Source organism: Loktanella sp. PT4BL (genome assembly GCF_003201935.1).
GTDB lineage: Bacteria > Pseudomonadota > Alphaproteobacteria > Rhodobacterales > Rhodobacteraceae > Yoonia.
Genome location: NZ_QJJL01000001.1, coordinates 683809 through 708387, shown reverse-complemented (window position 1 = coordinate 708387; position 24579 = coordinate 683809). Strand labels below are relative to the sequence as shown.

The window sequence follows — 24579 nt, the reverse complement described above, 5'->3', positions numbered from 1 at the left end:
ACAACAAGAGGTCTTTTGGATATATGAAACGCAATGTCTTGATCATCGGCGCGGGTGGCGTCGCACAGGTTGTCGCGCATAAATGTGCGCAGAACAACGACGTGCTCGGCGACATCCATATCGCAAGCCGCACAATCGCCAAATGCGAGGCGATCATTGAAAGTGTGCATGAAAAATCCGCGATGAAACAGGACGGCGTTCTGCAAGCCCATGCTGTGGATGGCATGGATAGCGCGGCTGTGGCCGATCTGATCAAAGACACGAACAGCCAGATCGTGATCAACGTAGGCAGCCCTTTCGTGAACATGACGGTGCTTGAGGCCTGTATCCAGACAGGTGCTGCCTATATCGACACCGCGATCCACGAAGACCCTGCCAAGATCTGCGAAACCCCACCGTGGTATGCCAACTACGAATGGAAGCGCCGCGACGATTGCGCCGCCGCTGGCGTCACTGCGATCCTCGGTGCAGGCTTTGATCCGGGCATGGTCAATGCCTTCGCGCGTTTCGCGGTAGATGAATTCATGGACGAGGTCACCTCGATCGACATCGTCGATATCAACGCAGGCAACCACGGCAAATATTTCTCGACCAACTTCGATCCGGAAATCAACTTCCGCGAATTCACCGGCACCGTTTATAGCTGGCAAAACGGCGCATGGCAGGAAAACAAGATGTTCGAGGTGGGCCGCGAATGGGACCTGCCCGTCGTCGGCAAGCAAAAGGCCTATATGTCCGGCCATGACGAGGTGCATTCGCTCGCCACCAACTATCCGCAGGCGGATATCCGGTTCTGGATGGGCTTTGGCGATCACTACATCAACGTCTTCACCGTGCTGCAGAACCTTGGCCTGTTGTCCGAACAGCCCGTTGTTACGGCAGAGGGCCTTGAAGTTGTGCCGCTGAAAGTAGTGAAAGCCGTCCTTCCCGACCCGTCCAGCCTTGCGCCCAATTACACAGGCAAAACCTGCATCGGTGATCTGGTCAAAGGCACCAAGGACGGCGAAGAGGTCGAGGTGTTCGTCTACAACGTCGCTGACCACAAAGACGCCTATAACGAAGTCGGCAGCCAGGGGATTTCCTATACCGCTGGCGTGCCTCCAGTGGCTGTGGCCATGCGCATTGCCGACGGCACCTATGACCACGGCAAGATGATGAACGTCGAAGAGCTGGACCCCAAACCACTGTTTTCCCTGCTTGATAAAATCGGCCTGCCCACACGCGTCAAAGACGCCAAGGGCGACCGTGCGTGGGACGCAGCCTAAGCAACCCGCCTTCCCTTTTCCGGTGATCCGGTATCATATCGCCTCTGACAAAGGAGGCGTAGCATGACAAAGACCGGTATCATCGGATTAGGGCGCATGGGCAGCGCGATTGCCCAGCGGATGCGTGCGCAAGGCCACATCGTCCAGGGCTGGACCCGCAGTGGCCGCGCAGTTGACGGGATCGCCACCGCTGCGAACCTTTCCAGCCTGATCGACACCTGCGACACGCTGATCCTCAGCCTGCTTGACGATACCGCTGTGGCTTCCGTTCTCGACACCTGCCTCACTCAGGACCTCACCGGCAAGATCATCATCGACACAAGCACGGTCGTCCCCACGATCATCAAAGACCGCATTTCGCGGATTGAGGCCAAAGGTGCTCTGGCCGTCGATGCCCCGATCTCCGGCGGACCGGAACTGGTGCTTGCAGGCCAATGCAGTGTCTTTATCGGCGGCAGCGATGATGCGGCAGCACGCGCGGAACCCATCCTGAGCGCCATCTCTGGCCGCGTCTTCCACGTGGGGCCGCTTGGCACTGGCCTTGTGATGAAAACAATCAACAACAGCATGCTGCAATGCTACTTCAGCGGCCTTGATGACATGATGCCACTGGCAAAACGTGCAGGCCTTCCGCTGGAAACCGCACTTCGCATCCTCTGCGGTGGCCCTGCCGGTATTCCCATGATCGCGGACCGTATTCCCAAAATCCTCGGCGATGACGAAACGGTCGGCTTCGAAATCCAGGCAGCCCACAAAGACAACGGCGTCTTCCAACGTGTGGTCGAGGCCTACGGGCTCTCCTCTCCCATCCTGGCACTCGCAGGCGAACGCCAAAAACAGGCTCTCGCTGATGGTCTGGGCGCAAAAGACCCCGCAGCACTGGTCACGGCAGCCTACAACCGTGGATAACGCGAGCAGGCCTGCATAATGCGGCTTTTCGCCCTTGTCGCACTCACGATGTGCGCCTTTGCTGCCAATTCAATCCTCAACAGGATTGGTGTGGCGCTGCAAGGCATGGACCCGTTGGATTTCGCGACCATCCGGACAGGCGCAGGGGCGGCAATGCTGTGGATCCTGGTGATGGCCCGCAAAGCGCCAAGGCCAGAGGTCTTCACGGCGCGCCGTTGCGCAGGCGCGCTGGCGCTCGCCATCTATATGGTCGGTTTTTCTTTGGCCTACATCACGCTTGACGCGGGGCTTGGCGCGCTGATCCTTTTTGGCGTTCTGCAAATCCTGATCTTTGGCTGGGCTGTCTTCGAAGGTGGCCGCATCCCGCTTTTGCGCTGGGTCGGGGCCGCTATCGCGCTGGCAGGTCTTTGTGTCCTGCTCTGGCCCAACGGCGACATCACCGTCCCCATCGGTGGCGCCATTTCCATGACCGTCGCGGGGGCGGCCTGGGCGGCTTACACGCTTCTGGGACGGGCCGAGGCCGACGCCCTAGGCGCCACCGCCAGCAACTTTCTATTGTGTTTGCCGCTTGTCGCAGTGGTGATGATCGCAACCGGCATAGGCGGCATGCCTGCCCCCGCTATCTTTACCGCCATCATCGCAGGGGCGATCACTTCGGGGCTTGGCTATGCACTCTGGTACCGCGCCCTGCCCGCCCTGCCGACCACCATTGCAGGGATCGCACAACTCAGCGTGCCCGTTATCGCTGTAACAGCAGGCGTGCTGTTTCTGGGCGAACCGCTTACCCCCCGTCTGATCGCGGCAGGCACGCTGGTTCTTGGCGGCATCGCTGTGTCGCTGATCGCACGACGTTAGGTTTATGCACTTTTGGACTTTTGCACGCCCCCATGGATGCTACCTATGGGGTATGAGACTGATTTGGACATCACTTTTCGGCATTTTCCTCTCTGGCGCAGCGGTGGCGCAAGAGTGCGTTGTCATGCTTCACGGTCTGGCGCGGACCGAAATTTCTCTGACCTCCCTCCAGCTGGTGCTTGAAGACGAAGGGTATTTCGTGGTGAACCGCGGCTACCCCTCGACAGAGGCGGATATCCCGACATTGGTGCAACAAAACCTACCCGAAGATGTGGCCGCCTGTGGTGACCGCCGCGTCAATTTTGTGACCCATTCGATGGGCGGCATCCTTGTGCGTGCATGGCTGACCAACAACCGCCCCGCTGACATGGGGCGGGTGGTCATGCTGGGGCCACCCAATGGCGGCTCCGAACTCGTCGATATCTTCGGCGACTTCGAACCGTTCCAATGGGTCAACGGCCCCGCTGGCCTGCAACTGGGGACCGAGGCAGGCAGCCTGCCGAACCAACTGGCGGAAGTACCGTATGAAATCGGGATCATCGCGGGCAATCGCACCCTTAACCCTGTCTATTCCGCCCTGATCGAAGGGCCCGATGACGGGAAAGTGTCGGTCGCGTCCACGCGGCTGGAAGGTATGAAAGACCACCTTGTCCTGCCGGTCACCCATACCTTCATGATGAACAATCCTCTGGTCATAGAAGAGGTCGTAGCCTTCCTGCGCGACGGCGAATTCGACCGCAGTCTCAGCCTCACGGGGATTATCTTCGGGACCGACTAAGCGGGTTTTACAACCCGATTGACATGGCCCATCTTGCGCCCTGCCTTGACCTCGGCCTTGCCATAAAGGTGGATCGCCACATCAGTTTTGGCCAGTTCGGGCACACGGTTCATATCGTCACCGATCAGGTTCTCCATCACCACATCCGAATGGCGCGAACCGTCCCCCAAGGGCCAGCCGGCCACGGCGCGGATATGCTGCTCGAACTGGCAAATGGTGCAGCCATTCTGTGTCCAATGGCCCGAATTATGGACACGCGGCGCGATTTCATTCACGATCAAACCCTGCGGAGTGACGAACAACTCGACCCCCATGACACCGACATAGTCCAGCGCATTCAGAATGCGCGCAGCAATCAGCACGGCATCCGTGCGCTGGCCGGGCGTCAGTTTCGCAGGCACGGTCGTGGTGCGCAAAATGCCCGCCTCATGCACGTTTTCGCCCGGATCATAGCATGCCACCGCCCCGTCAGGCCCGCGGGCGCCAATAACTGACACCTCATGGCTGAAATTCACAAAGCCTTCCAAGATCGCAGGGGCACCGGCCATATCGGCAAGTGCACTGGCCGCATCATCCGGCGTCATGATCCGCGCCTGCCCCTTGCCGTCATAGCCCATCCGCCGCGTTTTCAGGATCGCAGGCGTGCCAATCGTGGCAAGTGCAGCGTCCAACTCGGCCGCGTTGCCGACATCCGCAAAAGGCGCTGTTTGCAAACCCAAGTCCTGCAAGAAGGTCTTTTCCGTCAAACGGTCCTGACTGGTGGCCAATGCCTGACGCCCGGGATGGATCGGGGCCAGTTTTTCAAGTAGATCAAGCGCGCTCGTCGGGATGTTCTCGAACTCATATGTGATGACATCAACCGCTTTTCCAAAGGCAGTCAGCGCTGCGATGTCATCATAGGAAGCTGTGGTCACACGGTGCGCGACATCACCCGCAGGTGCATTCGCGCCAGGTTCAAAAATATGGGTTTTCAGGCCAAGGCGGCTTGCAGCAACGGCCAGCATACGACCCAATTGACCACCGCCCAAGATACCGATCGTGGCCCCGACAGGAAGAGCGTCAGACATCGCTGGGTTCATCCGGAATAGAAGCGCTCAAATCGCTGCGCCATTGGTCCAATCGCGCGGCCAAATCGGAGTCATGAAGCGCAAGAATACCCGCCGCCATCAAACCACCGTTCTTGGCCCCCGCCGCACCGATTGCCATTGTTGCCACAGGATAGCCGCGCGGCATTTGCAGAATGGAATAAAGGCTGTCCACACCCGACAAGGCGTTCGTCTGCACCGGCACGCCCACGACAGGCACGCGGGTCTTCGAGGCCATCATGCCCGGCAAATGCGCTGCACCACCAGCACCGGCGATAATGACGTGCAAACCACGGTCCACAGCAGTCTTGCCGTATTCCCATAGACGATCAGGGGTCCGGTGCGCCGAGACAATCTTGGTCTCGTAAGGAACCCCCAAAGCATCAAGCACATCTGCCGCTTCGCGCATCGTGGGCCAGTCCGACTGGCTGCCCATAATGATACCGACAAGGGGTTTGGTCATGATATTGTCCCACCTTCAAAACGAAGCGGCACTATAGCCAAGCCCGGCGGCGCGGCAATGCCCTCTGGCGTGTTATGCAATGATATCAGGTAAAATGCGGTCTTCGAGTTGGGCAATCCGGTCTTTCAGCGCCAGCTTTTGCTTTTTCAACCGCTTGATGGTGAGCATATCAGCCGAGCCGCGCTCATGCAGGGCCTCAATCGCTTCGTCCAGATCACGGTGCTCACGACGCAGCACCTCCAGCTTGATGCGAAGGACCTCTACTTCTTCCATTTTGTTCGAAGTGTTCATCAACAGCTCATTTAGGGGCGGGATCTTGCCCCACTCTATAGTGTGAAAGCATCAAGAACCTAATACTTCCTCTTGATCAATGCCCCATCCACACCCATATTTTTAGCAACGGTCGCCGGAATGGGGCCACAACCTGACAGTCGCTTCAACAAAGGGCATGTCTTATGACAAAATTGGCTTTGGGAACGCATCCGTTCCTTTTGGGTTTTGAACAGCTGGAAAGGCTGGTCGAACGGACCGCGAAAAGCGGCAACGAAGGGTACCCGCCCTATAACATCGAACAAACGTCGGAAAACTCCTACCGCATCACGCTGGCCGTTGCCGGTTTTGCGGAAGGTGATCTGTCAATCACGGTTGAGGACAATGCGCTGGTTATCCGTGGCCGCCAGTCTGACGACAGTGAAGGCCGCATCTTCCTGCATCGCGGAATCGCGGCGCGTCAGTTCCAACGCTCTTTTGTACTGGCCGATGGCGTCGATGTCGGCGAGGCGATCATGGAAAACGGTCTGCTGCACGTCGACCTGAGCCGCGCGGTCCCGCAGCGTGTCGTGCAAACCATCAAAATCAGGAAGGGGTAAGTTATGAATACCAAATTCGATCTCGAAAAGCTCGGTCAAGGCATCGTCTATGTGAAACCTATCCTTGCAACCGACCTTCCCGAGGAAATGCGTGAACGCGTCGGTGACCTGGAAGAGCTGTTTTCAGTCCACAACGCCGATGGCGAACAACTCGCACTGGTTGCTGATCGCAAGCTGGCTTTTCATCTGGCCCGCGAAAACAACATGCAGCCAGTCACGGTGCATTGATCATGTAAGGTGGATCTTGATCCACCTTACCTTTGACACCAATGCGTTAGCCTTTGATCAAGCCAAGACTTTCAAGCTTCAGAATCACCTGATGCGCGCAGTTGTCGACAGGCACACTCTCGGTTTCCAAACGCAGTTCAGGGTTCTCAGGCACATCGTAGGGGTCTGAAATGCCTGTGAATTCCTTGATCTTGCCTGCACGTGCGAGTTTATAGAGCCCCTTGCGGTCGCGCCGCTCGCATTCTTCGATTGAAGTCGCGACATGCACTTCAATAAACGCGCCGAACTGCTCGACATCTTCGCGCACGGCACGTCGGGTCGCCGCATAGGGCGCGATCGGGGCACAGATCGCGATGCCGCCGTTCTTGGTGATCTCGGAGGCCACATAGCCGATCCGGCGAATGTTCAGATCGCGGTGCTCTTTGCTGAAGCCCAGTTCGGATGACAGGTTCTTGCGCACGATATCCCCGTCCAGAAGCGTGACCGGACGCCCACCCATTTCCATCAGCTTGACCATCAGCGCATTGGCGACCGTTGATTTTCCAGAACCCGAAAATCCGGTGAAGAACACAGTGAACCCCTGCTCTGCACGTGGGGGACGCGTCTTGCGCAGTTCTTCAACAACGGCAGGAAACGAGAACCATTCAGGAATCTCAAGCCCTTCAGACAAACGGCGGCGCAACTCAGTGCCCGAGATATTGAGGATCGTCACATCATCCTTGTCCAAGATCTCGTCCGCTGGCTCATATTGGGCGCGGTCCTGCACATAAACCATGTGCTTGAAGTCGACCATTTCGATGCCCATTTCCTCCTGATGCTCGCGGAACAGGTCCTGTGCATCATAGGGGCCGTAAAAATCCTCGCCCGCAGAATTCTTGCCGGGGCCTGCATGATCGCGACCGACGATGAAATGGGTACAGCCGTGATTTTTACGGATCAAGCCGTGCCAGACCGCCTCGCGGGGACCGGCCATGCGCATCGCAAGGTTCAGCAAGGACATTGTGGTGGTAGATGAAGGGTATTGATCCAGCACCGCCTCGTAACAACGCACGCGGGTAAAGTGGTCAATATCGCCCGGTTTGGTCATGCCCACGACCGGATGGATCAGAAGGTTCGCCTGCGCCTCTTTGGCCGCGCGGAACGTGAGTTCCTGATGCGCGCGGTGCAGCGGGTTGCGGGTCTGGAAGGCCACGACTTTGCGCCAACCCAACTTGCGGAAATAGGCGCGCAATTCGTTTGGCGTGTCGCGGCGTGCGCGGAAATCGTAATGCACAGGTTGCTGGATACCCGTGACAGGACCACCAAGATACACGGCACCTGCCGTGTTGTGCAGATAATTGACCGCAGGATGCGCACTATCATCCGCACCAAAGACCTTTTCAGCCTCATGCGCTTTGTTCGGCACCCATTTGTCGGTGATGGTCATCGTGGCAAGGATCACACCTTCCTGATCACGCAGCGCGATATCCTGACCAAGTTCAATTGTCTCGGCAAAGGCCTCTGACACATCCAGAGTAATCGGCATCGGCCAAAGCGTGCCGTCGGCCAGACGCATCGTGTCCACGACACTTTCGTAATCGGCCTGGCCCAAGAACCCTTTTAGCGGGTTAAAGCCCCCGTTCATCAGCAATTCCAGATCGCAAATCTGGCGCGGTGTCAGATCATGGCTGGTCAGCTCGGCGGCTTCCAGCTTCATCTTCTGGGCACTCTCGTAAGAAACATAAAGCTCTGGAACAGGTGTCAGATCATGCGACATAGTCTTCTCAAATACGCTAAAGGTCAGTTAGCCGTGGCATAGACGTGGCCCAAGGGGCTTGTCTAGCGGCCAGATCGAAAAAAACCGATAATGTCCACGGGCCTGAAAATACGGGGTTCACATCCTATTTTAAGGCCACAGATCAGAACACCCTCCCCAAAGGCAGCAGGTGAGGAACCTACTCGGCAGCCGCAACGGCTTGCGTATCTTCCAGTTCGGCGATGTATTTCTCGGCATCCAGCGCCGCCATACAGCCCATACCGGCAGAGGTGACCGCCTGACGATAGACGTGGTCCGTCAAATCACCTGCAGCAAAGACACCCGGGATGGCGGTTTTCGTCGTACCAGGGGCCACTTTGACATAGCCACCGTTGTGGGTCTCCAACTGGTCCTTGACCAGTTCGGACGCCGGCGCATGCCCAATTGCCACAAACACACCTTTCGCAGGGATCTCGGTCACTTCACCGGTTTGCGTATGCTTCACACGCACGCCTTCCACGCCCAAAGGACTATCGGCACCATAGACCTCGTCGATCTCATGGAACCACAGTGTCTCGATCTTGGGGTTGTTCATCAGACGATTCTGCAAAATCTTCTCGGCGCGCAGTTCATCACGGCGGTGCACCAGCGTAACCTTGGATGCAAAGTTGGTCAGGAAAAGCGCTTCTTCCACGGCCGTATTGCCGCCACCGACGACAACAATTTCCTGACCGCGATAGAAGAAGCCATCGCAGGTCGCACAGGCGCTCACACCAAACCCTTTGAATTTCTCTTCCGAGGGTAGCCCCAGCCATTTGGCACGCGCACCCGTGCATAGGATCACTGCGTCAGCGGTATAGACCGCGCCACTGTCACAGGTTGCGGTGAAGGGGCGGTTCTGCAAATCAAGCGAGGTCACGATATCACCGACGATTTCACAGCCCATCGCGCGGGCGTGCGCCTCCATCCGGACCATAAGATCAGGCCCCTGCACTTCGGTATCACCCGGCCAGTTTTCGACCTCGGTCGTGGTGGTCAACTGCCCGCCGGGCTCGATCCCCTGGATCAGGACCGGTTCCAACATCGCGCGCGCGGCATAAACGCCCGCCGTATAGCCCGCAGGCCCTGATCCGATGATCAAAACTTTGATGTGGCGCGTGTCGGTCATGGCAGTCTCTCCTAAATTTCCCTTTTGATATAGCCCTCTGCAGGCGATGATAAAAGACCAACTCGTCGCGCGCAGCCTGCGTTATTTTGTTGCTAACCCTTGAAATAATATTGCGTACAGGGCCTTCTTGGCGTAGTATTTGCAAAATATCAGGGAAAATCCGATGCCAGGGACCAAACTAGACGAAATCGACCGCATGATTCTGGCGGAACTGCAGGCCGATGGTCGCATGACCAACGTCGAGCTTGCCAAGCGTGTGGGCATCTCCGCCCCGCCATGTCTGCGCCGCGTGCGAACTCTGGAAGAGCAAGGCTATATCCAGGGCTATCATGCCGATGTCAACGCCCGCGAATTGGGTTTCGAGGTACAGGTTTTTGCGATGGTCGGACTGGTCAGTCAGGCAGAGGCAGACCTGAGTGCCTTTGAAAACCGCTGCAAGTTGTGGCCTCTGGTACGCGAATGTCACATGCTGAACGGCGAGGTGGATTTCATCCTCAAATGTGTTGCCCCTGATCTGCGGACGTTCCAGCGTTTCCTGACCGAGGAACTGACCAGCGCCGATAACGTGGCATCCGTGAAAACGTCACTGGTAATCCGTGGCGCCAAGGATGAACCCGGCGTGCCGTTTGACGTGCTTGAGGCCCGGTTGGCGCAAGAGGCTTAGAAAACTTTCTTTTGCGCCCAAAGTCGCCTAAACTCATGAGGTCAACCTTATGAGTATGCACTTTGGCAATATATTCGTTCTTTGTTTACGGCGAAGGGAATATCTCGCTTACCGGAACGCGGGTTGTCGATGGCGTTACCGTTCCCAAGACACTTGACGGGCTTGACCAGGGTGACGGCAGTCATCTGGTCGGCGAAACGCTCACGATCAACACGACAGGCAGGACAGAGATTTTTGTCGACGACAATGGTTCGGAAACGAATTTTGCGGATAATGACGGCGGTCAGAGCCTTGATGCCGATGTCACTATTGATGGTGTAACCTTTACGGCAGGCGCGGGCATTGAAGCCGAATATCAATTCGTCCTGCGTGATCCCGATGGCAACCTCTACACAGCGATCGCTGTCAATATCAACAATAGCAGTCCGAGCTTTGCGACAATCGAGGCGATCACCTTTGTTGATATCGTACCCCCGCCCAACACCCCGCTCGAGATCATAAGTGCATCTGAAGGTCCCTCAAATGGTGGCCCCGGTGCAATCGACGAATCCCGTCTTGTGCCTTGTTTCTGCGAAGGTACGCTTATTTCAACGGACCGAGGGCCGCAGCCGGTTGAGACACTCAGTGAGGGTGACCGTATTCTGCGCGCGGATCAGACATTTGGCGTCTTGCGCCGTGTCTTTACCACGACCGTTTCAAGGGATGAATTGCGCTGCAACCCGCGCCTCTATCCTGTCCGTATTGTCGCTGGCGCTTTGGGCAAAGACCTACCCGAGCGCGACCTCTTGGTATCGCGGCAACACAGGATGCTGATGTCCTCGAATATCTCGGAACGCATGTTTGGCGTGCGTGACGTGCTAATTCCGGCAATCAAATTGACCGCCCTGCCCGGCATTTACGTGGAAGAGGACGTATCCCACGTCACCTATGTCCACCTTCTGTTTGATCAGCACGAGGTGATCTTTGCCGAAGGCGCGCCAACGGAAAGCCTTTTCACCGGCCCAGAGGCACTCAGCGCCATTTCACCCGAAGCAAAGCAAGAAATTCTGACGCTGTTTCCGGAAATAGCAGACATCGACTACCGGCCGGAACCTGCGCGTTTTATCCCATCGGGGCGACAGCAAAAGCAGGCCATCGCGCGCCATCTGAAGAATCAAAAACCGGTTCTCATGTAGAGACTTCTGCGCCACGTCATTGTCAGCGATGACAACTAAATCAATCAAGAAAGAAAAGGACGCCCACTTTCGCAGACGCCCTCTCCTTCACATAGCCATCAGATATATGCGCGAACAGATGTTCCGAGGCCAGTGATCCCTATTCGCCCCCACCCAACTGGTGGACATAAGCGGTGACTGCTTTGATTTCTGCCTCTGTCAGGCGTTCGCCCCAAGGCGGCATGACACCAAAACGGGCATAGCGCACGGTTTCTTCGAGGGCATCCACGCTCCCGCCGTAGAGCCAGATCGCATCGGTCAAATTAGGCGCGCCCAGATCACGGTTACCTGCGCCGTCATCGCCGTGGCAGGCGGCACAGTTGTTGAGAAAGAGCTCTTCGCCTGCCGCTGCAAGACCCGCGTCATGCTCTTGATTGGAAATCAGACGCACATACTGGACGACCTGATCCACCTCTTCATTGCTGAAGATCTCGTCATAAGCGGTCATTTCAGAGTAACGCGCATCCCAGTCTTCCTCGTTCCGGATACCGTGACGGATCGTGTATTCGATGTTGTCGAAATCACCGCCCCAGAGCCAGTCATCATCCAGCAAGTTGGGATAGCCCACCGCACCTGCGGCACCCGACCCGTGGCACTGGGAACAGTTGTTGCGGAACACCGCACCGCCGGCAGAGGTCGCAAAGCGGGCCAGGTCCTCGTTCTCCAACAGGGTGTTCAGATCAGCAGAGGCCAGTTGCGCCGAAATCTCGGCGTTCGCATCTTCAAAACGGGCGATATCCTGCGCCACTTCGGCCCGTGTTGAATAGCCCAACAGACCAGCCGTTGCGCCGCTGATCATCGGCCATGCGGGATAGGCGATCGAATAGGCCAGCCCCCAGAAAATCGTGATGTAGAAGGTCCAGAGCCACCAGCGCGGCAAAGGGTTGTTCAGTTCCTTGATCCCGTCCCAAGTGTGACCTGTTGTGTCAGTGCCTGTGACGTCGTCGATGTCTTTTTGGTCATTGCTGCTCATTTCTGCAGCTCCTCAGTCTCGGAAGAACCGGGGCGGTCCTCGTTACGGAAAGGGATGTTGGCGGTGTCGCGGTGCAAGGCACGGGTCCCGGGGCGCAGGGCCCAGAGGATTGCGCCAATGAACAGCGTGAACATCGCCAGCAGCATCCAGTTTTCTGCCATCTGGGTCAGGAGAGATGTGTTTTCCATATCCATGCCTCCTTAGCGGCTTGCGTCTGGGGTGAAGGTCGAGAAATCGACCGTTGTGCCCAGCATTTGCAGATAGGCGATGAGAGCATCCATTTCGGACACACCGGGCGCGCCGTCGAAGTTGCGGATTTGCGCCCCCGGATAGCGTTCGAGAAGATCGTCATAGGCCTCTGTATTCGGATCGGCCTGCGCCAGTACATCCGCTGCAGCGACCTCGATCATTTCATCGGTGTAAGGCACACCAACAAACCGGTGGGTGGACACAAGATCGGCGGTATACTCCGCGTTCACCGGCGTATCGAGCAGGTAGGCATAGCCCGGCATGATCGATTCGGGCACAACCGAGCGTGGCGCGATCAGGTGATCAAGATGCCAAGCATCCGAGTATTTGCCACCCACACGGGCCAGATCGGGGCCCGTGCGTTTGGACCCCCACTGGAACGGATGGTCATACATGGATTCCGCCGCCAGCGAGTAGTGGCCATAGCGTTCAACCTCGTCCCGCATGGGGCGGATCATCTGGCTGTGGCATACATAGCATCCCTCGCGGATGTAGACATCGCGCCCTGCCAGTTCGAGCGGGGAATAGGGTCGCACCCCCTCTACCTCTTCGATCGTATTCTCAAGATAGAAGAGGGGTGCGATTTCCACGATCCCGCCCACCGTCACCACCAACAGGGAGGAGATCAGAAGCAACGTTGGACTGCGTTCAAGGATCGCGTGTTTGGAAAGGAAGCCTTTGGCTGGTGTGTTTGGTGTATCAGACATATCTCAGCCCTCCTTATTCTGCCGGCACGCCAACCGGTGCGTGGACTTTCGCCCCGCCACGGATGGTCATGTACATGTTCCACGCCATGATCAGTGCGCCGCCGAGGTACAGAACCCCGCCAAGGCCACGGACCACATACATCGGGAACTTCGCGGAAACGGTGTCGGCAAAGCTGTTCACAAGGAACCCGTTTGCGTCGACTTCACGCCACATCAGGCCTTCCATGATCCCGGTGACCCACATCGAGGCCGCATAGAGGATGATGCCGATTGTGGCCAACCAGAAGTGCCAGTTGATTGCGGACATGGAATACATCTGCGCGCGTCCCCACAGTTTCGGTGTCAGGAAGTAGAGTGCGGAGAATGTGATCATCCCGTTCCAGCCCAGCGCACCGGAGTGTACGTGACCGATGGTCCAGTCTGTGTAGTGTGACAGGCTGTTGACCGCACGGATCGACATCATCGGGCCTTCGAATGTGGACATCCCGTAGAAGGCAAGGCTGATCACCATCATCCGGATAATCGGATCGGTGCGCAGCTTGTCCCAGGCGCCTTGCAGCGTCATCAGACCGTTGATCATGCCACCCCAGCTCGGCATCCACAGGATGATCGAAAAGACCATACCCAGTGTCGAAGCCCAGTCAGGCAGCGCTGTATAGTGCAAGTGGTGTGGACCTGCCCAGATATACAGGAAGATCAGCGCCCAGAAGTGGATGATGGACAGCTTATAGGAAAACACCGGACGCCCGGCCTGCTTGGGTACAAAATAGTACATCATGCCCAGGAAGCCCGCAGTCAGGAAGAAGCCCACCGCGTTGTGGCCATACCACCACTGCACCATCGCATCCTGCACGCCCGAGAAGACCTGCACAGATTTGCTGCCCCAGATGCTGACCGGGATGCTCAGGTTGTTGACCAGATGCAGCATCGCCACCGTGATGATGAAGCTCAGCAGGAACCAGTTGGCGACATAAATGTGCTTTTCGACGCGTTTGAAGATCGTGCCCATAAAGACCGCCAGGAACGCCAGCCAAACTACTGTCAGCCAGATATCGACGTACCATTCAGGTTCGGCATATTCTTTCGATTGGGTCGCACCGAGCAGATAGCCGGTCGCCGCCAGAACGATAAAGAGGTTGTAGCCCCAGAAAACAAACCACGCGAGATTGCCACCCCACAACCGTGCGCCGCAGGTCCGTTGCACGATGTAGAAAGACGACATGATCAGGGCATTCCCGCCGAACGCAAAAATCACCGCACTGGTATGCAGTGGGCGTAGCCGTCCAAAGTTGCCATAGGGTTGCAGGACCTCGAAATTAAGGGCTGGGAAGGCGAGCTGGAAGGCAATAACCACGCCCACCAGAAACCCGACAACACCCCAAAAACCGGTGGCAATTACGCCGGCGCGGACGACATCGTCCATATAGCCGTCAGGCGTGGCGTAAACCGGCGCTTCCATCTGGCGCAACACACGCACAAACATAAAGGCCGCGACGCCCATGATGATGAGAGCATGCACGATATACGCAACATCACGCCCCCAGTTTGCAGCGAGAGCAGCAAAGAGCGTAACACCCCCCAATGCTATCAACTTTATATAGTTCCCCATAAGTGATCCCCTTTTCTTGCCGGATCGCAATAGGGTCCGACGGCTACTTGGTTCATGTGCTTATGGAATCCGGGGCGCGGCGGGTCTTTGATGTGGATCAATGGCGCGTTTGACATGGATCAAGGTCATGCAAAGCAAAGAAAGCCAGTGTTCTGGCAAGAGGCGGTTTTGCGCGAACGATCGCCCCCAACGTAAGACCGATATGGGGAAGGCCGGACCAATGTCATACAAGATTATCGCCACGATTCTCACCGACACAGACCAATCCGCAGAAGCGCTGGATGCGGCCATCGCGCTTTCAGACCGGATGGATGCGCATCTCGACGTTTATGTCGTGACAATCAGCCATACCGAAACAAACAATTACTACATCGGCGCCGAGGCGTTGATGGTGGCGCAACAAACCACCGATGCCATGGCCGAGCGCGAGGCAATCGAAGCATGGCTAACCGACCGGATGCGCGGCGAAGTCGTGCGCTGGTCATCACAGGCGGCCACTGTGCAAGGCCCTGCCCTAACAGGTTATCTGGCCCGCAAACTGCGATTCTCTGATCTGGTGGTATTGCCCCGCCCCTATCAGGACAATCCCGAGGCCGCGTCTCTTGTCGAGGCCTGCCTCTTTGCCGCCGAACGACCCGTCTTGATGATTCCCAAGGGCTGCAAAGCGCCTGATGCGGGCGGTCATGTACTGATGGGATGGAACGACGGGGCCGAAGCGTTGGCTGCGGCGCGGGCCGCGATGCCCCTTCTGGAGCAGGCCGACATCACAGATATCTGTATCATTGATCCGCCGATGCATGCCGCCGACCGGTCTGATCCGGGCGGCGCGATGGCGCAATACCTGATGCGTCACGGCACAAAATCCGAAGTCGCCGTTCTGGCCAAAACCGAACCGCATGTCAGCGATATCCTGTTGCGGCGCGCGAAAGAGGTTGGTGCAAAGATGATCGTCAGCGGTGCCCATGGCCATTCACGGCTACGCGAGGCTGTCTTTGGCGGCGCGACGCGCGACTTGCTGGAACTCGCCGACTTGCCAATCCTGATGTCGCGTTAGGATATCTGGCACCGAGTCAGAGATAGGAGCTAGAAGCCCTCTTCACCTGTCTCAGCCTTCAAGGCATCAAGATCGGGCACGCGGATATCGCGGCGTTCATCAAAAGCGATCAGCCCGTCTTTCTTCAAGGCGGACATCTGGCGGCTGACTGTCTCGATCGTCAGGCCCAGATAGTTGGCCATCGTCTCACGGGTGATTGGCAAGGTGAATGTGGTTGCTGCCGTCTCACCGGGTTTCAGCGATGCCATGCGTACCGCGATCATATGCAGCAAGGACGCGATTTTTTCGCGCGCGGTCTTGCGGCCCAAGACCAGCATCCACTCACGGGCAGCGTCCAGTTCATCCAGTGTCATCTCCAGCAGACGCTGGCCGACATGCGGCGTATCAAGGATCATCTTCTCAAAGGGTTTGCGCCGGAAACAACACAGCATGACGTCGGTTTCTGCGACCACGTCACAGTCGATCGTGTCGCGATTGGGGCGTCCCATGAAATCGCCCGGCAAAAGCAACCCCACCATCTGCACTCGGCCATCAGGCAACGTCCGCATCAGGCTGGAGACCCCCGACACAACCGAACCGACAAATTCCAGCGGGTCACCACCAAAAAAGATGGGCTGGCCCGCGGCATATGTCCGGTAATACTTGATCTCTTCCAATTGCAGCAATTCGTCCGGCTCACATTTGGAACAGACTGCACTATAGCGAATGGGACAATCATTGCAGGAGCGCAGCTTTGGAACGGCGAGCGTCATTTTGTAATTCCCCGGTCTTATTGGCTGACCCCAATATGGCGCAATTCCAGCGCAGGTTCAAAGGCGCATTTCGCACAGCACATATTGGGCCCGGTCACCGTCCGGCAATTGCAGCCAATTCGTCTGCCGCATCGCGCAATGTCTCAAGATGCTTTGTCAGTTCCGCAACCTGCACCCTTTGTTCGGGCGCATGGATCGAGAGTGTCGACAAGAGCCTCCCGCGGTCATCGAGAATGGGCACGGCAATGGCGCTCATGCCGGGCATGAATTCCTGGTCATCCGTGGCATAACCCCGCTCCCGCGTCCTCGCCAGTTCCTCTCGCAACAACGCCGGATCGGTGATTGTCTTATCCGTTTGCCGGCGCAACTCGTTGTTCTTCAGGAACCGGTCAAGGTAATCGGGGCGCAGCGTTGAAAGATACATTTTCCCGCTGGCCGTGCAGTGAAACGGAACCTGTGTGCCGACGGGCAACTGAATGCGCAGCGGCCAATGGGTTTCCACACGATCGAGATAGAACATGCCCTCGCGTTCGGGGATCGCAAGATTACAGGTCTCGCCAACCGATAGCGCCAAGGACTTCAGGACAGCCAATCGCACGGTTCTGATCCGCTCGGACGACAGTGTATTGATCGAAAGTATCCGCATCCGACGGCCGGGACTGTAGGACCGGCCGTCAATGTCGCGTTGCAGAAACCCTTCTGCCTCTGCCGTTGCAAAGAGCCTGTGGATCGTTGGCTTGGGCAGCTTCATGGTCTCGTTGATGACTGACGGCGTGACAGGGACGCCGGCCTTCGCGACTTCTTCTAAAAGCAACAAGAGCCTTAGATTGGTCGGGATTTGGCCGGCGGCCTCATCGTTTTCGTCGTCAATCATCGTCACATTATCTATCCGGCAAAATCGCGAGTGCAGTTTCCGGAACAAGTGCCACAAAGAACCAGACTGCAATCAGTGCAATAAGGTAGGGCACGATGTAGCGCAACAACCGGAAGTAGGGCACACCTGTTACACCGGAGGCGACATAAAGGTTAAGCCCGTAGGGCGGTGTTACAAACCCGATGGATGCGCCAACAAGAAAGACAACGGCAAAATGGATCGGATCAATGCCGACCGAAGCTGCAATTGGCGCAAGTATCGGCGCAAGAATGATTGTCACGGGCAAGGATTCAAGAATCATGCCAGTCACGAAAACAATCGCCATGGATGTGAACAGCACCGCATAATAGCCGCCCATTCCTGTCACAAAATCACCAATGGTTTCTTTTGCGCCCAGTGATGAAAGTACCTGTTGCATCGCTACCGAAACAGCGATCAACGGAACAAGAATACCCGTAATCTGCGCCGAGCGCGACACGATAGACGGCACCTGCGGAATCGTGAAACCCTGCACGACGAACATCGAGGCAAAGCCTTTCTGTTCAACGGGCACATCGGCGGCAGCTCCCATAACCTTGTTCAGCGGATAGCACAGCAAGCCGATGAAGACACAAAAGCCCACGGTCACGCCTGCTGCCTCGGTCGGTGAGAACTTGCCGGTATAGATACCCCAAAGCACCAAACCGATAGCAAAGAAACCCAACCAAGCGCCGATAGCAGTCTTGATCAGCCGCGAAATCGAAAGGCCGATCAGGATGCCCCAACCGTTTATCGTGCAGACGATAAAGGCTGCGGTCATCATTCCTATAACCATCAGTGTGCCAGGAATAATCCCCGCTACAAAAAGATCGGAGATCGGCAGGTTCAACAAAAAGCCGTAGACAATGAAGATGATCGAAGGCGGGATAATGATACCCACCGTACCGCCCGCAGCAGCCGTGGCCGCAGAAAAGCGCTCGTCGTAATTGCCCTTCACCATCTCGGGATGGAGCATTGAACCAATGGTCGCCGTCGTGGCCGAGTTAGATCCCGAAATCGCCGCGAACAGACCGCAGGCTGCGATAGACGCCATCGCAAGACCACCGCGCAGCCAACCCAGACAAGAATAGGCAAAATCCGACAATCGCCGCGCGATCCCCGATTGGTTGATCAGGTCACCTGTCAGGATAAACAAAGGCATGGCCAGCAGGGCAAAACCCTTGCTAAAGACGTTGATCAGTTCATTGCCGGTGTTCGCGAGGGGCAAATCAATGACAAAACTACACCCGATAACCCAGTAAAAGATCACCAGCAGGACCGGTGTCCCGAGCATAAAGAACAGCGTTACCGCCAGCGAAATGATGGTAATCCATGTGCCGTCAGTCATTACACATCTCCGCCAATAACTGCTTGTTTGATGATCTGATCGCCAGACCGGTAATTGTTCCAGTCTTCCAGCCAATTGCCGATCACACGACCGGACATCAGGGTGAAAGCAATAGGAACGGTGATGTAGAACCACCACTTCATGACGTCATCGACGCCGTCGACGAGTTGAAAGTTGTCAGCGGACAGTACCGTAAACCGCAGCGACGTAGTGATCGCGATCCAGCAGAAGCCGAACCAGAGAATAGCATCAAGTGTGAGGGTCGCCATTTGACCCGCGGGGGGCATTTTGGTTCTAAATTCGCTAAAGCTCAGGTGCGTGCGCAGCTTGACGTTATAGGAACAGGCGAACCACGCCATGACCATAAACAGGAAGGGCGGGACCGTCGTTGATCCTGACCACTGGTGCGAAAAGACAAAGCGGTCGATCACACCCCAACAGATGATCCCGGCGATGATCAGATACACAATTACCGAGAGGCCGCGCTCTAGATGGCGCTCCATGAAAGGGAAGAATTGATAGAACAAATGGGCCAGAACACCGCCCACAAAGGTCGCCACAAAACAGAACAGCCACATACCGTCTGTATCGAACGCACTCCGCATTTCCCAGGCACTTCCCGAGAAGAGAGCGGGCACAATAGCTACCGCCTCGGATAATATCGACATACAGGTCTCCCCCCGAAATCTGTCTTAGAGCTGCATTGACCGCAGCTATCTTATTGTGTGGTGAAAAAGGCCGGCCGAACTCACATTCGGCCGGCCAGATTTCTAGTCAACAGGCAAAGGCCTTAGCCTTTCCACCAGCGACGTGGTTCAACGTTTTCAGGCAACGTGTTCGCATCAATTGTGCGGACCTCGTCATAGATCTCCTGATATGTGTCCAGACCACCGGACCAGCCGTTGAGGCGCTCGCGCCACTCTTCCCAGAGTGCTGGCTGATACTCAGGCGAGCACATTTCTTCCGCCTTCTTGATCTCTTCAGGAGACAAGAACGCGTTGCGCACTCCGTTTTGTGCAAAGATCGTGTTTGGAAGCTGAGGGTCAGACTGGCCGACAGTGTTGATCAGGGCAACTTCGTTTGCCGCCTGTACATGTGTCTGTGCCCAATAGGCTGATTCCATTACCGCATCCTGCAGATAGCCTTCAAGGCTATCGAAGACCGACGCAGACATGGCTGTGTGCTCGGTACCGCAGAAGAAGTTCAGGTGAACAGACTGGGATACAACAGGCGCCATGTTGGCGTAAGCCACCGCAGAGGCCCATGTTTCCGCACCGTCAATCAGGCCTTGCTTGAGGCCATCAAGGGTTTCTTCCCACGCGATCGGAACAGGGTTCAGGTTCAGCGCTTCCATCGCGATGCGACCAAGCTGTGTACCTGTGACACGGTTCTTGGTACCGGCCAACTGCTCGACAGATGTGATTGTGGGTTTGTCGTCAAAGTTCATACCCAGCTGGATGCCGCGCAGTTCCGCATGGCTGAAAAGGAACTTCAGACCGTGACGCTTTTCATATGGTTCACGCAGCAGACGCATGGACGCCGGTGAATACAGGAAGTGATACTGGTCCGCGCGGTTACGGAACATATACGCGTAGTCCAGAACGTTCAGGTAAGGTGCACCACCGGCAGAGTTCTGTGTTGAGGCCGCATAGATATCAACGATACCCTGCTGTGTTTTTTCAACGCAGGACGTTTGACCGCAGATCTGGTTGTCACCAATAAATTCGATGCGAATTTCACCGTCTGTACGTGCCTCCAGATCACGTGCAAACTCCAATGCGCCCGCACGCTCGATCAGCAGGTTGCGGGCGTTAAAGCCGGATGCGCCAAATTTCAGGTTGTATTTTGCTTCCTTCGCGAAGCGGCGTTCGTAGGTCGATTCCGCCGCCGCGGCGAGGTTCGCAAGGCTCATGGCGCCACCGAATGTTCCCGCCGCCATAAGCGTCGAACTCATCCCGTATTGCCCTGCCAGCTTGAACAGATCCCTCCGCGAAATCTGGCTGAGTTTATCTCCAATCATCATGTTTCCTCCCATGTTGTCGATTATTGAGACTTATAGTTTCAAAAAAGCCTAGTATAGTCTTTGCGTTCTGCATAGAGTTTTTTCACATTGATGGAGAAAGAAGCAGTGGAAGCTGATTTTATAGTTGTAGGCGCAGGTTCTGCAGGCTGTGTCCTTGCCAATCGCCTCAGTGCGAATCCCGCACATAAGGTGATTCTGCTTGAGGCAGGTGGCCGTGATCTTAACCCATGGATCCATATTCCGGTGGGATATTTCAAAACGATCCACAATCCCAAGGTGGATTGGTGCTATAAGACAGAGCCTGATCCGGGCCTGAATGGGCGGTCGATAGAATGGCCCCGCGGCAAGGTTCTGGGCGGGTCTTCCTCGCTCAATGGCCTGCTCTACGTCCGCGGACAACCACAGGATTATGACCGCTGGCGCCAGATGGGAAACACCGGCTGGGGGTGGGACGATGTACTGCCGCTTTTCAAACGCGCCGAGAAAAACGAACGCGGTGCCGATGAATACCACGGCGATCAGGGCCCGCTGTCGGTTTCTAACATGCGCATCCAACGTCCGATCACCGATGCATGGGTCGCAGCGGCGCAAGCCGCAGGCTATAAATTCAACCCTGACTACAATGGCGCAGAGCAAGAAGGCGTGGGCTTTTTTCAGCTGACGTCGCGCAACGGCCGGCGGTGTAGTGCGGCTGTGGCCTATCTCAATCCGGTCAAATCGCGCGAGAACCTGCAAATCATCACCCATGCGCAGGTCGAAAGGGTCATTATCGAAGGAAAACGCGCAACAGGCGTGACCTACACCGACCGCAGCGGGACGGTGCAAACCATCAAGGCACGCAAGGAAATCATTCTGTCGGGCGGTGCGATCAATTCCCCGCAAATCCTGATGCTTTCGGGCATCGGAGAGGCGGCGCATTTGGCTGAAAATGGCATCAACGTGGTGCATGATCTGCCGGGTGTGGGCAAGAACATGCAGGATCACTTGCAGGCGCGGCTTGTATACAAATGCAACGAACCTACCCTGAATGATGAGGTCGGTTCGCTCTTCGGGCAGGCCAAGATCGGATTGAAGTATCTGATGTTCCGCGCCGGTCCGATGACGATGGCCGCCAGCCTTGCAACTGGGTTCCTGAAGACGCGCGACGACCTGGAAACGCCTGATATCCAGTTCCACGTCCAACCTCTCTCGGCCGAAAACCCCGGCAAGGGTGCCGATAAATTCTCGGCCTTCACGATGTCGGTGTGTCAGCTCCGCCCGGAAAGCAAAGGCGAGATCAGGCTGCAAAGCAGCGATCCACGGACCTACCCCAAGATTATTCCGAATTATCTGTCCACCGAAACCGACTGCCGCACCGTGGTCGCAGGCGTGAATATCGCCCGCAAAATTGCGCGGCACGCGCCACTCACGTCAAAGATCAGCGAAGAGTTCCGGCCAAATCCCAGCCTGCCGATGGATGACTACGAGGCGACACTCGATTGGGCGCGCAATAACACTGCCTCGATCTATCATCCGACGGGCACCTGCAAGATGGGCGAGGGCGAGGGCGCGGTTGTTGATGCGCGGTTGCGTGTGCATGGCATTGCAGCGCTGCGTGTCGCGGATTGTTCGATCATGCCGGAGATTGTCTCGGGCAACACAAATGCCCCTGCGATCATGATTGGCGAAAAAGCGTCAGATTTGATTTTGGAGGACGTCTAGGAAGTGAGGGACGGCCGCGACTTGAGGCTACTTGAAAAACCCGATCGCGCGTGCTCCATGCTTGATCCCGTAGATCCGAAGAGGCTGTAGTATATGAAAACAAGACAAAAAATGCAGACCTTTGACTGGTTCAACTTCGCTGCGCTTGTTGCGGTCGGTGTATTTCTTGGACTGGCAATCGATGGCTTATTCGCACTTGCCGCCAGTGGCGCCTGGGGCAGTATCTTGATGATCATCGCCCTTTCGGCAGGTTTCATCGTCTTTTATCTGATTCTGGAACGGGCGTTCGAGTTCATTTCGACAGGAAGGTTTTCGGCACCTCGACAACTCCAGAAACCCCGCAAACCGCTTGTTATGGTTTTCAGCCTACCACTTGGCGTCATTATCGGCATCATCGGGGCGCAGTTTGGTTTGGGTGATTTGCTGCTCTAGGATATGGCACGGCCGCTAACACCGGTAGATTGACACCGCCAGCTGTCAACTCTGCCCTTGACCCCTCCGCCGGAATCGCAAACACTGACAAGGATGGTTTCCATGCGCCGAAAATGCGTCTGGAATGAAAAGGGAATACGGTGAGGAAGAGCCAAAGCGCGCCGAATCCGTGACTGCCCCCGCAACTGTGAGCGGCGAGCGACCCCGATGATCACCACTGAGCGCAAGCTCGGGAAGGATCGGGCAAGCAGCGACCCGCAAAGTCAGGAGACCTGCCATCAAAGGTACAGAGATGTGCCACGAGAAACTCAAACCGGGCGGGGTGTCCGGAGCGGAGAACATGATGGTGAACACGGCTCTTTTGGCCCCACAAACATGCCCTTTCGTCCCCCCGCTTATGCGCGGAGGGCTGCATGGACCGGACAACACAACACCGCATCACGGTCTGCACATCGTGTAGACATAAGGGGACGGAATGCCGCCCCGGATACGAACTTATTGAAAAACTGCGCAAAGCGATTGCCGCAGCGGGCGATAGCATTGCCGAAGACTTTGCCATTTCGGGCGTTGCTTGCATGGCAGGCTGCGACCGCCCCTGTACGGTCGCCTATCACGGGACGCAAAAGGCGACTTACCTTTTCGGCGATATCACACCCGAGGATGATATCGACGACCTCGTCGACTTTGCCAAACAATACGCTGTGCTGCATGACGGCTGGTGTTCCTCGGTGGACCGCCCAGGCAAACTGCGTAAATCCACGCTGGCCCGCGTGCCTGCCGCAATGATCGCCCTGCAAGACAGCAAGGTGCTTGCGTCATGAGCGGCGCACATCTGAAAGTCACCGACGCAAGCTGGCGCCCCCACCGGCGGATGGATCCTGTGCTTCAGCCCACAAGTTTTGAGATCGCCGCAGGCCGCGTGCTTGGTGTGGTCGGACCCAATGGTGCAGGTAAATCAACGCTCTTGCGGCTGCTCTACCGCTATCATGCGCCCAGCACTGGACGCGTGGAAATCAATGGGCAGGACATCTGGTCCATGCCCGCACGCAAAGCAGCCCAACACGTTGCGGCAGTCTTGCAGGAACAAGCCGCAGCCTTCGGCCTGACTACCCGCGAAATCGTCGCGCTCGGGCGCACCCCTCACCGCCAAGCGTATGCCAGCCCCGGTACCCAAGACCACACCGTGATCGACGAAGTGATGACACTCCTCGACCTGCAAGGTTTGGCAGACCGCGATTTCGGCACGCTTTCGGGCGGTGAACGCCAGCGTGTCATGGTCGCTCGTGCGCTGGCACAGCAGCCACAAATTCTGATCTTGGACGAACCGACAAACCACCTTGATATCCGCCACCAGCTCGAAGTGCTCGCGCTCATCAAGCAGCTTGATCTGACCATCGTCGTGTCACTGCATGACCTGAACATGGCTGCCAATATCTGCGATGATATCCTTGTTCTGGAAAACGGCCACCCCCGTGGATTTGGATCGCCCGATACGCTTTTGACCGAAACACTGGTCTCCGACACTTTCCGCGTCAACGCGCGCCGCGAAAAACTCGCACCCAGCGACGCCAGCCACCTGTCCTTTCATCTGCCAACCTGAAGAAAC

At 56.6% G+C, this 24579-nt stretch carries 27 protein-coding genes and 1 riboswitch; of the genes, 13 read left to right on the top strand and 14 right to left on the bottom strand.

Annotated elements, in window-relative coordinates; all coding sequences use genetic code 11:
• Positions 1–23 precede the first annotated feature (23 nt).
• From C7964_RS03435 to C7964_RS03420, 4 genes are all read left to right on the top strand, one after another.
• Positions 24–1265, top strand: coding sequence for a saccharopine dehydrogenase family protein (locus C7964_RS03435; RefSeq protein ID WP_110278250.1), 1242 nt, complete (start codon positions 24–26; stop codon positions 1263–1265).
• Positions 1266–1328: 63 nt separating this feature from the next.
• Entirely contained in the window at positions 1329–2174 is an 846-nt protein-coding gene (locus C7964_RS03430; protein ID WP_110278249.1) for an NAD(P)-dependent oxidoreductase, read from the top strand.
• Between the two features lie 18 nt (positions 2175–2192).
• On the top strand, positions 2193–3029 hold the full coding sequence (locus C7964_RS03425; RefSeq protein ID WP_110278248.1) for a DMT family transporter: 837 nt from the start codon (positions 2193–2195) through the stop codon (positions 3027–3029).
• A gap of 52 nt (positions 3030–3081) precedes the next feature.
• On the top strand, positions 3082–3807 hold the full coding sequence (locus C7964_RS03420) for a lipase family protein (protein ID WP_110278247.1): 726 nt from the start codon (positions 3082–3084) through the stop codon (positions 3805–3807).
• Here the strand turns inward: C7964_RS03420 and C7964_RS03415 are convergent.
• From C7964_RS03415 to C7964_RS03405, 3 genes are all read right to left on the bottom strand, one after another.
• Positions 3804–4874 (bottom strand): 5-(carboxyamino)imidazole ribonucleotide synthase, encoded by a 1071-nt coding sequence (locus C7964_RS03415; RefSeq protein WP_110278246.1) that lies wholly within the window; start codon positions 4872–4874, stop codon positions 3804–3806. The two genes, C7964_RS03420 and C7964_RS03415, sit on opposite strands and share 4 nt — an antisense overlap.
• Entirely contained in the window at positions 4867–5355 is a 489-nt protein-coding gene (gene purE, locus C7964_RS03410) for a 5-(carboxyamino)imidazole ribonucleotide mutase (protein ID WP_110278245.1), read from the bottom strand. The genes C7964_RS03415 and purE overlap by 8 nt, the downstream gene beginning before the upstream one ends.
• Positions 5356–5427: 72 nt before the next feature.
• Positions 5428–5646 (bottom strand): YdcH family protein, encoded by a 219-nt coding sequence (locus C7964_RS03405; protein ID WP_110278244.1) that lies wholly within the window; start codon positions 5644–5646, stop codon positions 5428–5430.
• A 164-nt stretch (positions 5647–5810) separates the two neighbouring features.
• On the opposite strand from C7964_RS03405, the gene C7964_RS03400 reads away from it, so the two are divergent.
• Both C7964_RS03400 and C7964_RS03395 read left to right on the top strand, forming a co-directional pair.
• Positions 5811–6224: an Hsp20 family protein gene (locus C7964_RS03400; protein ID WP_110278243.1), complete on the top strand. Its 414-nt coding sequence runs from the start codon at positions 5811–5813 to the stop codon at positions 6222–6224.
• Positions 6225–6227: 3 nt separating this feature from the next.
• On the top strand, positions 6228–6452 hold the full coding sequence (locus C7964_RS03395; protein WP_076661025.1) for a DUF1150 family protein: 225 nt from the start codon (positions 6228–6230) through the stop codon (positions 6450–6452).
• A gap of 46 nt (positions 6453–6498) precedes the next feature.
• Here C7964_RS03395 and C7964_RS03390 read toward each other — a convergent pair whose 3' ends face one another.
• Both C7964_RS03390 and trxB read right to left on the bottom strand, forming a co-directional pair.
• On the bottom strand, positions 6499–8208 hold the full coding sequence (locus C7964_RS03390; protein WP_110278242.1) for a bifunctional sulfate adenylyltransferase/adenylylsulfate kinase: 1710 nt from the start codon (positions 8206–8208) through the stop codon (positions 6499–6501).
• Between the two features lie 178 nt (positions 8209–8386).
• Positions 8387–9355 carry a thioredoxin-disulfide reductase gene (trxB, locus tag C7964_RS03385; RefSeq protein WP_110278241.1) on the bottom strand — a complete coding sequence of 323 codons (969 nt, stop codon included), beginning with the start codon at positions 9353–9355 and terminating at the stop codon, positions 8387–8389.
• Positions 9356–9518: 163 nt separating this feature from the next.
• Here trxB and C7964_RS03380 point away from each other — a divergent pair, with 163 nt between their 5' ends.
• Both C7964_RS03380 and C7964_RS03375 read left to right on the top strand, forming a co-directional pair.
• Complete coding sequence (locus C7964_RS03380; protein WP_110278240.1) at positions 9519–10019, top strand: Lrp/AsnC family transcriptional regulator; 501 nt, start codon at positions 9519–9521, stop codon at positions 10017–10019.
• A 62-nt stretch (positions 10020–10081) separates the two neighbouring features.
• Positions 10082–11194, top strand: a complete 1113-nt coding sequence (locus tag C7964_RS03375) for a Hint domain-containing protein (protein ID WP_286163731.1) — start codon at positions 10082–10084, stop codon at positions 11192–11194.
• 139 nt (positions 11195–11333) lie between these two features.
• Here the strand turns inward: C7964_RS03375 and ccoP are convergent, their stop codons facing one another.
• From ccoP to ccoN, 4 genes are read right to left on the bottom strand one after another with little or no spacing between them, the layout of a single operon-like run.
• Positions 11334–12206 (bottom strand): cytochrome-c oxidase, cbb3-type subunit III, encoded by an 873-nt coding sequence (gene ccoP / locus C7964_RS03370; protein WP_110278239.1) that lies wholly within the window; start codon positions 12204–12206, stop codon positions 11334–11336.
• On the bottom strand, positions 12203–12394 hold the full coding sequence (locus C7964_RS03365) for a cbb3-type cytochrome oxidase subunit 3 (RefSeq protein ID WP_110278549.1): 192 nt from the start codon (positions 12392–12394) through the stop codon (positions 12203–12205). The genes ccoP and C7964_RS03365 overlap by 4 nt, the downstream gene beginning before the upstream one ends.
• Positions 12395–12406: 12 nt before the next feature.
• Positions 12407–13162, bottom strand: a complete 756-nt coding sequence (ccoO, locus tag C7964_RS03360) for a cytochrome-c oxidase, cbb3-type subunit II (RefSeq protein ID WP_110278238.1) — start codon at positions 13160–13162, stop codon at positions 12407–12409.
• 13 nt (positions 13163–13175) lie between these two features.
• The gene (gene ccoN, locus C7964_RS03355; protein ID WP_110278237.1) at positions 13176–14771 is read right to left on the bottom strand and encodes a cytochrome-c oxidase, cbb3-type subunit I; all 1596 of its coding nucleotides are present in this window, start codon (positions 14769–14771) and stop codon (positions 13176–13178) included.
• A 220-nt stretch (positions 14772–14991) separates the two neighbouring features.
• Between ccoN and C7964_RS03350 the strand changes: the two genes are divergently transcribed.
• Entirely contained in the window at positions 14992–15825 is an 834-nt protein-coding gene (locus C7964_RS03350) for a universal stress protein (protein ID WP_110278236.1), read from the top strand.
• Between the two features lie 29 nt (positions 15826–15854).
• Here C7964_RS03350 and fnrL read toward each other — a convergent pair whose 3' ends face one another.
• The 5 genes from fnrL to C7964_RS03325 form a co-directional block, all read right to left on the bottom strand.
• Positions 15855–16577, bottom strand: a complete 723-nt coding sequence (gene fnrL, locus C7964_RS03345) for a transcriptional regulator FnrL (RefSeq protein ID WP_110278235.1) — start codon at positions 16575–16577, stop codon at positions 15855–15857.
• A 94-nt stretch (positions 16578–16671) separates the two neighbouring features.
• Positions 16672–17451 (bottom strand): IclR family transcriptional regulator, encoded by a 780-nt coding sequence (locus C7964_RS03340; protein ID WP_110278548.1) that lies wholly within the window; start codon positions 17449–17451, stop codon positions 16672–16674.
• A 7-nt stretch (positions 17452–17458) separates the two neighbouring features.
• Positions 17459–18817 carry a TRAP transporter large permease gene (locus tag C7964_RS03335; RefSeq protein ID WP_110278234.1) on the bottom strand — a complete coding sequence of 453 codons (1359 nt, stop codon included), beginning with the start codon at positions 18815–18817 and terminating at the stop codon, positions 17459–17461.
• Complete coding sequence (locus C7964_RS03330) at positions 18817–19485, bottom strand: TRAP transporter small permease (protein ID WP_110278233.1); 669 nt, start codon at positions 19483–19485, stop codon at positions 18817–18819. The genes C7964_RS03335 and C7964_RS03330 overlap by 1 nt, the downstream gene beginning before the upstream one ends.
• A gap of 122 nt (positions 19486–19607) precedes the next feature.
• Positions 19608–20840, bottom strand: coding sequence for a TRAP transporter substrate-binding protein (locus tag C7964_RS03325; RefSeq protein WP_110278232.1), 1233 nt, complete (start codon positions 20838–20840; stop codon positions 19608–19610).
• Positions 20841–20930: 90 nt separating this feature from the next.
• Here C7964_RS03325 and C7964_RS03320 point away from each other — a divergent pair, with 90 nt between their 5' ends.
• From C7964_RS03320 to C7964_RS03305, 4 genes are all read left to right on the top strand, one after another.
• On the top strand, positions 20931–22541 hold the full coding sequence (locus tag C7964_RS03320; protein WP_110278231.1) for a GMC family oxidoreductase: 1611 nt from the start codon (positions 20931–20933) through the stop codon (positions 22539–22541).
• A 111-nt stretch (positions 22542–22652) separates the two neighbouring features.
• Positions 22653–22973 (top strand): hypothetical protein, encoded by a 321-nt coding sequence (locus C7964_RS03315; RefSeq protein WP_110278230.1) that lies wholly within the window; start codon positions 22653–22655, stop codon positions 22971–22973.
• A 77-nt stretch (positions 22974–23050) separates the two neighbouring features.
• Positions 23051–23267: riboswitch (cobalamin riboswitch) on the top strand.
• 119 nt (positions 23268–23386) lie between these two features.
• Complete coding sequence (locus tag C7964_RS03310) at positions 23387–23794, top strand: DUF1636 family protein (protein ID WP_055296160.1); 408 nt, start codon at positions 23387–23389, stop codon at positions 23792–23794.
• Positions 23791–24573: an ABC transporter ATP-binding protein gene (locus C7964_RS03305; RefSeq protein WP_110278229.1), complete on the top strand. Its 783-nt coding sequence runs from the start codon at positions 23791–23793 to the stop codon at positions 24571–24573. The genes C7964_RS03310 and C7964_RS03305 overlap by 4 nt, the downstream gene beginning before the upstream one ends.
• Positions 24574–24579 lie beyond the last annotated feature (6 nt).

Bases quoted from the DNA above. Each gene is read 5' to 3' on its own strand.
- C7964_RS03435 (WP_110278250.1), top strand. From the start codon at position 24: ATGAAACGCAATGTCTTGATCATCGGCGCGGGTGGCGTCGCACAGGTT.
- C7964_RS03430 (WP_110278249.1), top strand. From the start codon at position 1,329: ATGACAAAGACCGGTATCATCGGATTAGGGCGCATGGGCAGCGCGATT.
- C7964_RS03425 (WP_110278248.1), top strand. From the start codon at position 2,193: ATGCGGCTTTTCGCCCTTGTCGCACTCACGATGTGCGCCTTTGCTGCC.
- C7964_RS03420 (WP_110278247.1), top strand. From the start codon at position 3,082: ATGAGACTGATTTGGACATCACTTTTCGGCATTTTCCTCTCTGGCGCA.
- C7964_RS03415 (WP_110278246.1), bottom strand. From the start codon at position 4,874: ATGTCTGACGCTCTTCCTGTCGGGGCCACGATCGGTATCTTGGGCGGT.
- purE (WP_110278245.1), bottom strand. From the start codon at position 5,355: ATGACCAAACCCCTTGTCGGTATCATTATGGGCAGCCAGTCGGACTGG.
- C7964_RS03405 (WP_110278244.1), bottom strand. From the start codon at position 5,646: ATGAACACTTCGAACAAAATGGAAGAAGTAGAGGTCCTTCGCATCAAG.
- C7964_RS03400 (WP_110278243.1), top strand. From the start codon at position 5,811: ATGACAAAATTGGCTTTGGGAACGCATCCGTTCCTTTTGGGTTTTGAA.
- C7964_RS03395 (WP_076661025.1), top strand. From the start codon at position 6,228: ATGAATACCAAATTCGATCTCGAAAAGCTCGGTCAAGGCATCGTCTAT.
- C7964_RS03390 (WP_110278242.1), bottom strand. From the start codon at position 8,208: ATGTCGCATGATCTGACACCTGTTCCAGAGCTTTATGTTTCTTACGAG.
- trxB (WP_110278241.1), bottom strand. From the start codon at position 9,355: ATGACCGACACGCGCCACATCAAAGTTTTGATCATCGGATCAGGGCCT.
- C7964_RS03380 (WP_110278240.1), top strand. From the start codon at position 9,519: ATGCCAGGGACCAAACTAGACGAAATCGACCGCATGATTCTGGCGGAA.
- ccoP (WP_110278239.1), bottom strand. From the start codon at position 12,206: ATGAGCAGCAATGACCAAAAAGACATCGACGACGTCACAGGCACTGAC.
- C7964_RS03365 (WP_110278549.1), bottom strand. From the start codon at position 12,394: ATGGAAAACACATCTCTCCTGACCCAGATGGCAGAAAACTGGATGCTG.
- ccoO (WP_110278238.1), bottom strand. From the start codon at position 13,162: ATGTCTGATACACCAAACACACCAGCCAAAGGCTTCCTTTCCAAACAC.
- ccoN (WP_110278237.1), bottom strand. From the start codon at position 14,771: ATGGGGAACTATATAAAGTTGATAGCATTGGGGGGTGTTACGCTCTTT.
- C7964_RS03350 (WP_110278236.1), top strand. From the start codon at position 14,992: ATGTCATACAAGATTATCGCCACGATTCTCACCGACACAGACCAATCC.
- fnrL (WP_110278235.1), bottom strand. From the start codon at position 16,577: ATGACGCTCGCCGTTCCAAAGCTGCGCTCCTGCAATGATTGTCCCATT.
- C7964_RS03340 (WP_110278548.1), bottom strand. From the start codon at position 17,451: ATGATTGACGACGAAAACGATGAGGCCGCCGGCCAAATCCCGACCAAT.
- C7964_RS03335 (WP_110278234.1), bottom strand. From the start codon at position 18,817: ATGACTGACGGCACATGGATTACCATCATTTCGCTGGCGGTAACGCTG.
- C7964_RS03330 (WP_110278233.1), bottom strand. From the start codon at position 19,485: ATGTCGATATTATCCGAGGCGGTAGCTATTGTGCCCGCTCTCTTCTCG.
- C7964_RS03325 (WP_110278232.1), bottom strand. From the start codon at position 20,840: ATGATGATTGGAGATAAACTCAGCCAGATTTCGCGGAGGGATCTGTTC.
- C7964_RS03320 (WP_110278231.1), top strand. From the start codon at position 20,931: ATGGAGAAAGAAGCAGTGGAAGCTGATTTTATAGTTGTAGGCGCAGGT.
- C7964_RS03315 (WP_110278230.1), top strand. From the start codon at position 22,653: ATGCAGACCTTTGACTGGTTCAACTTCGCTGCGCTTGTTGCGGTCGGT.
- C7964_RS03310 (WP_055296160.1), top strand. From the start codon at position 23,387: ATGGACCGGACAACACAACACCGCATCACGGTCTGCACATCGTGTAGA.
- C7964_RS03305 (WP_110278229.1), top strand. From the start codon at position 23,791: ATGAGCGGCGCACATCTGAAAGTCACCGACGCAAGCTGGCGCCCCCAC.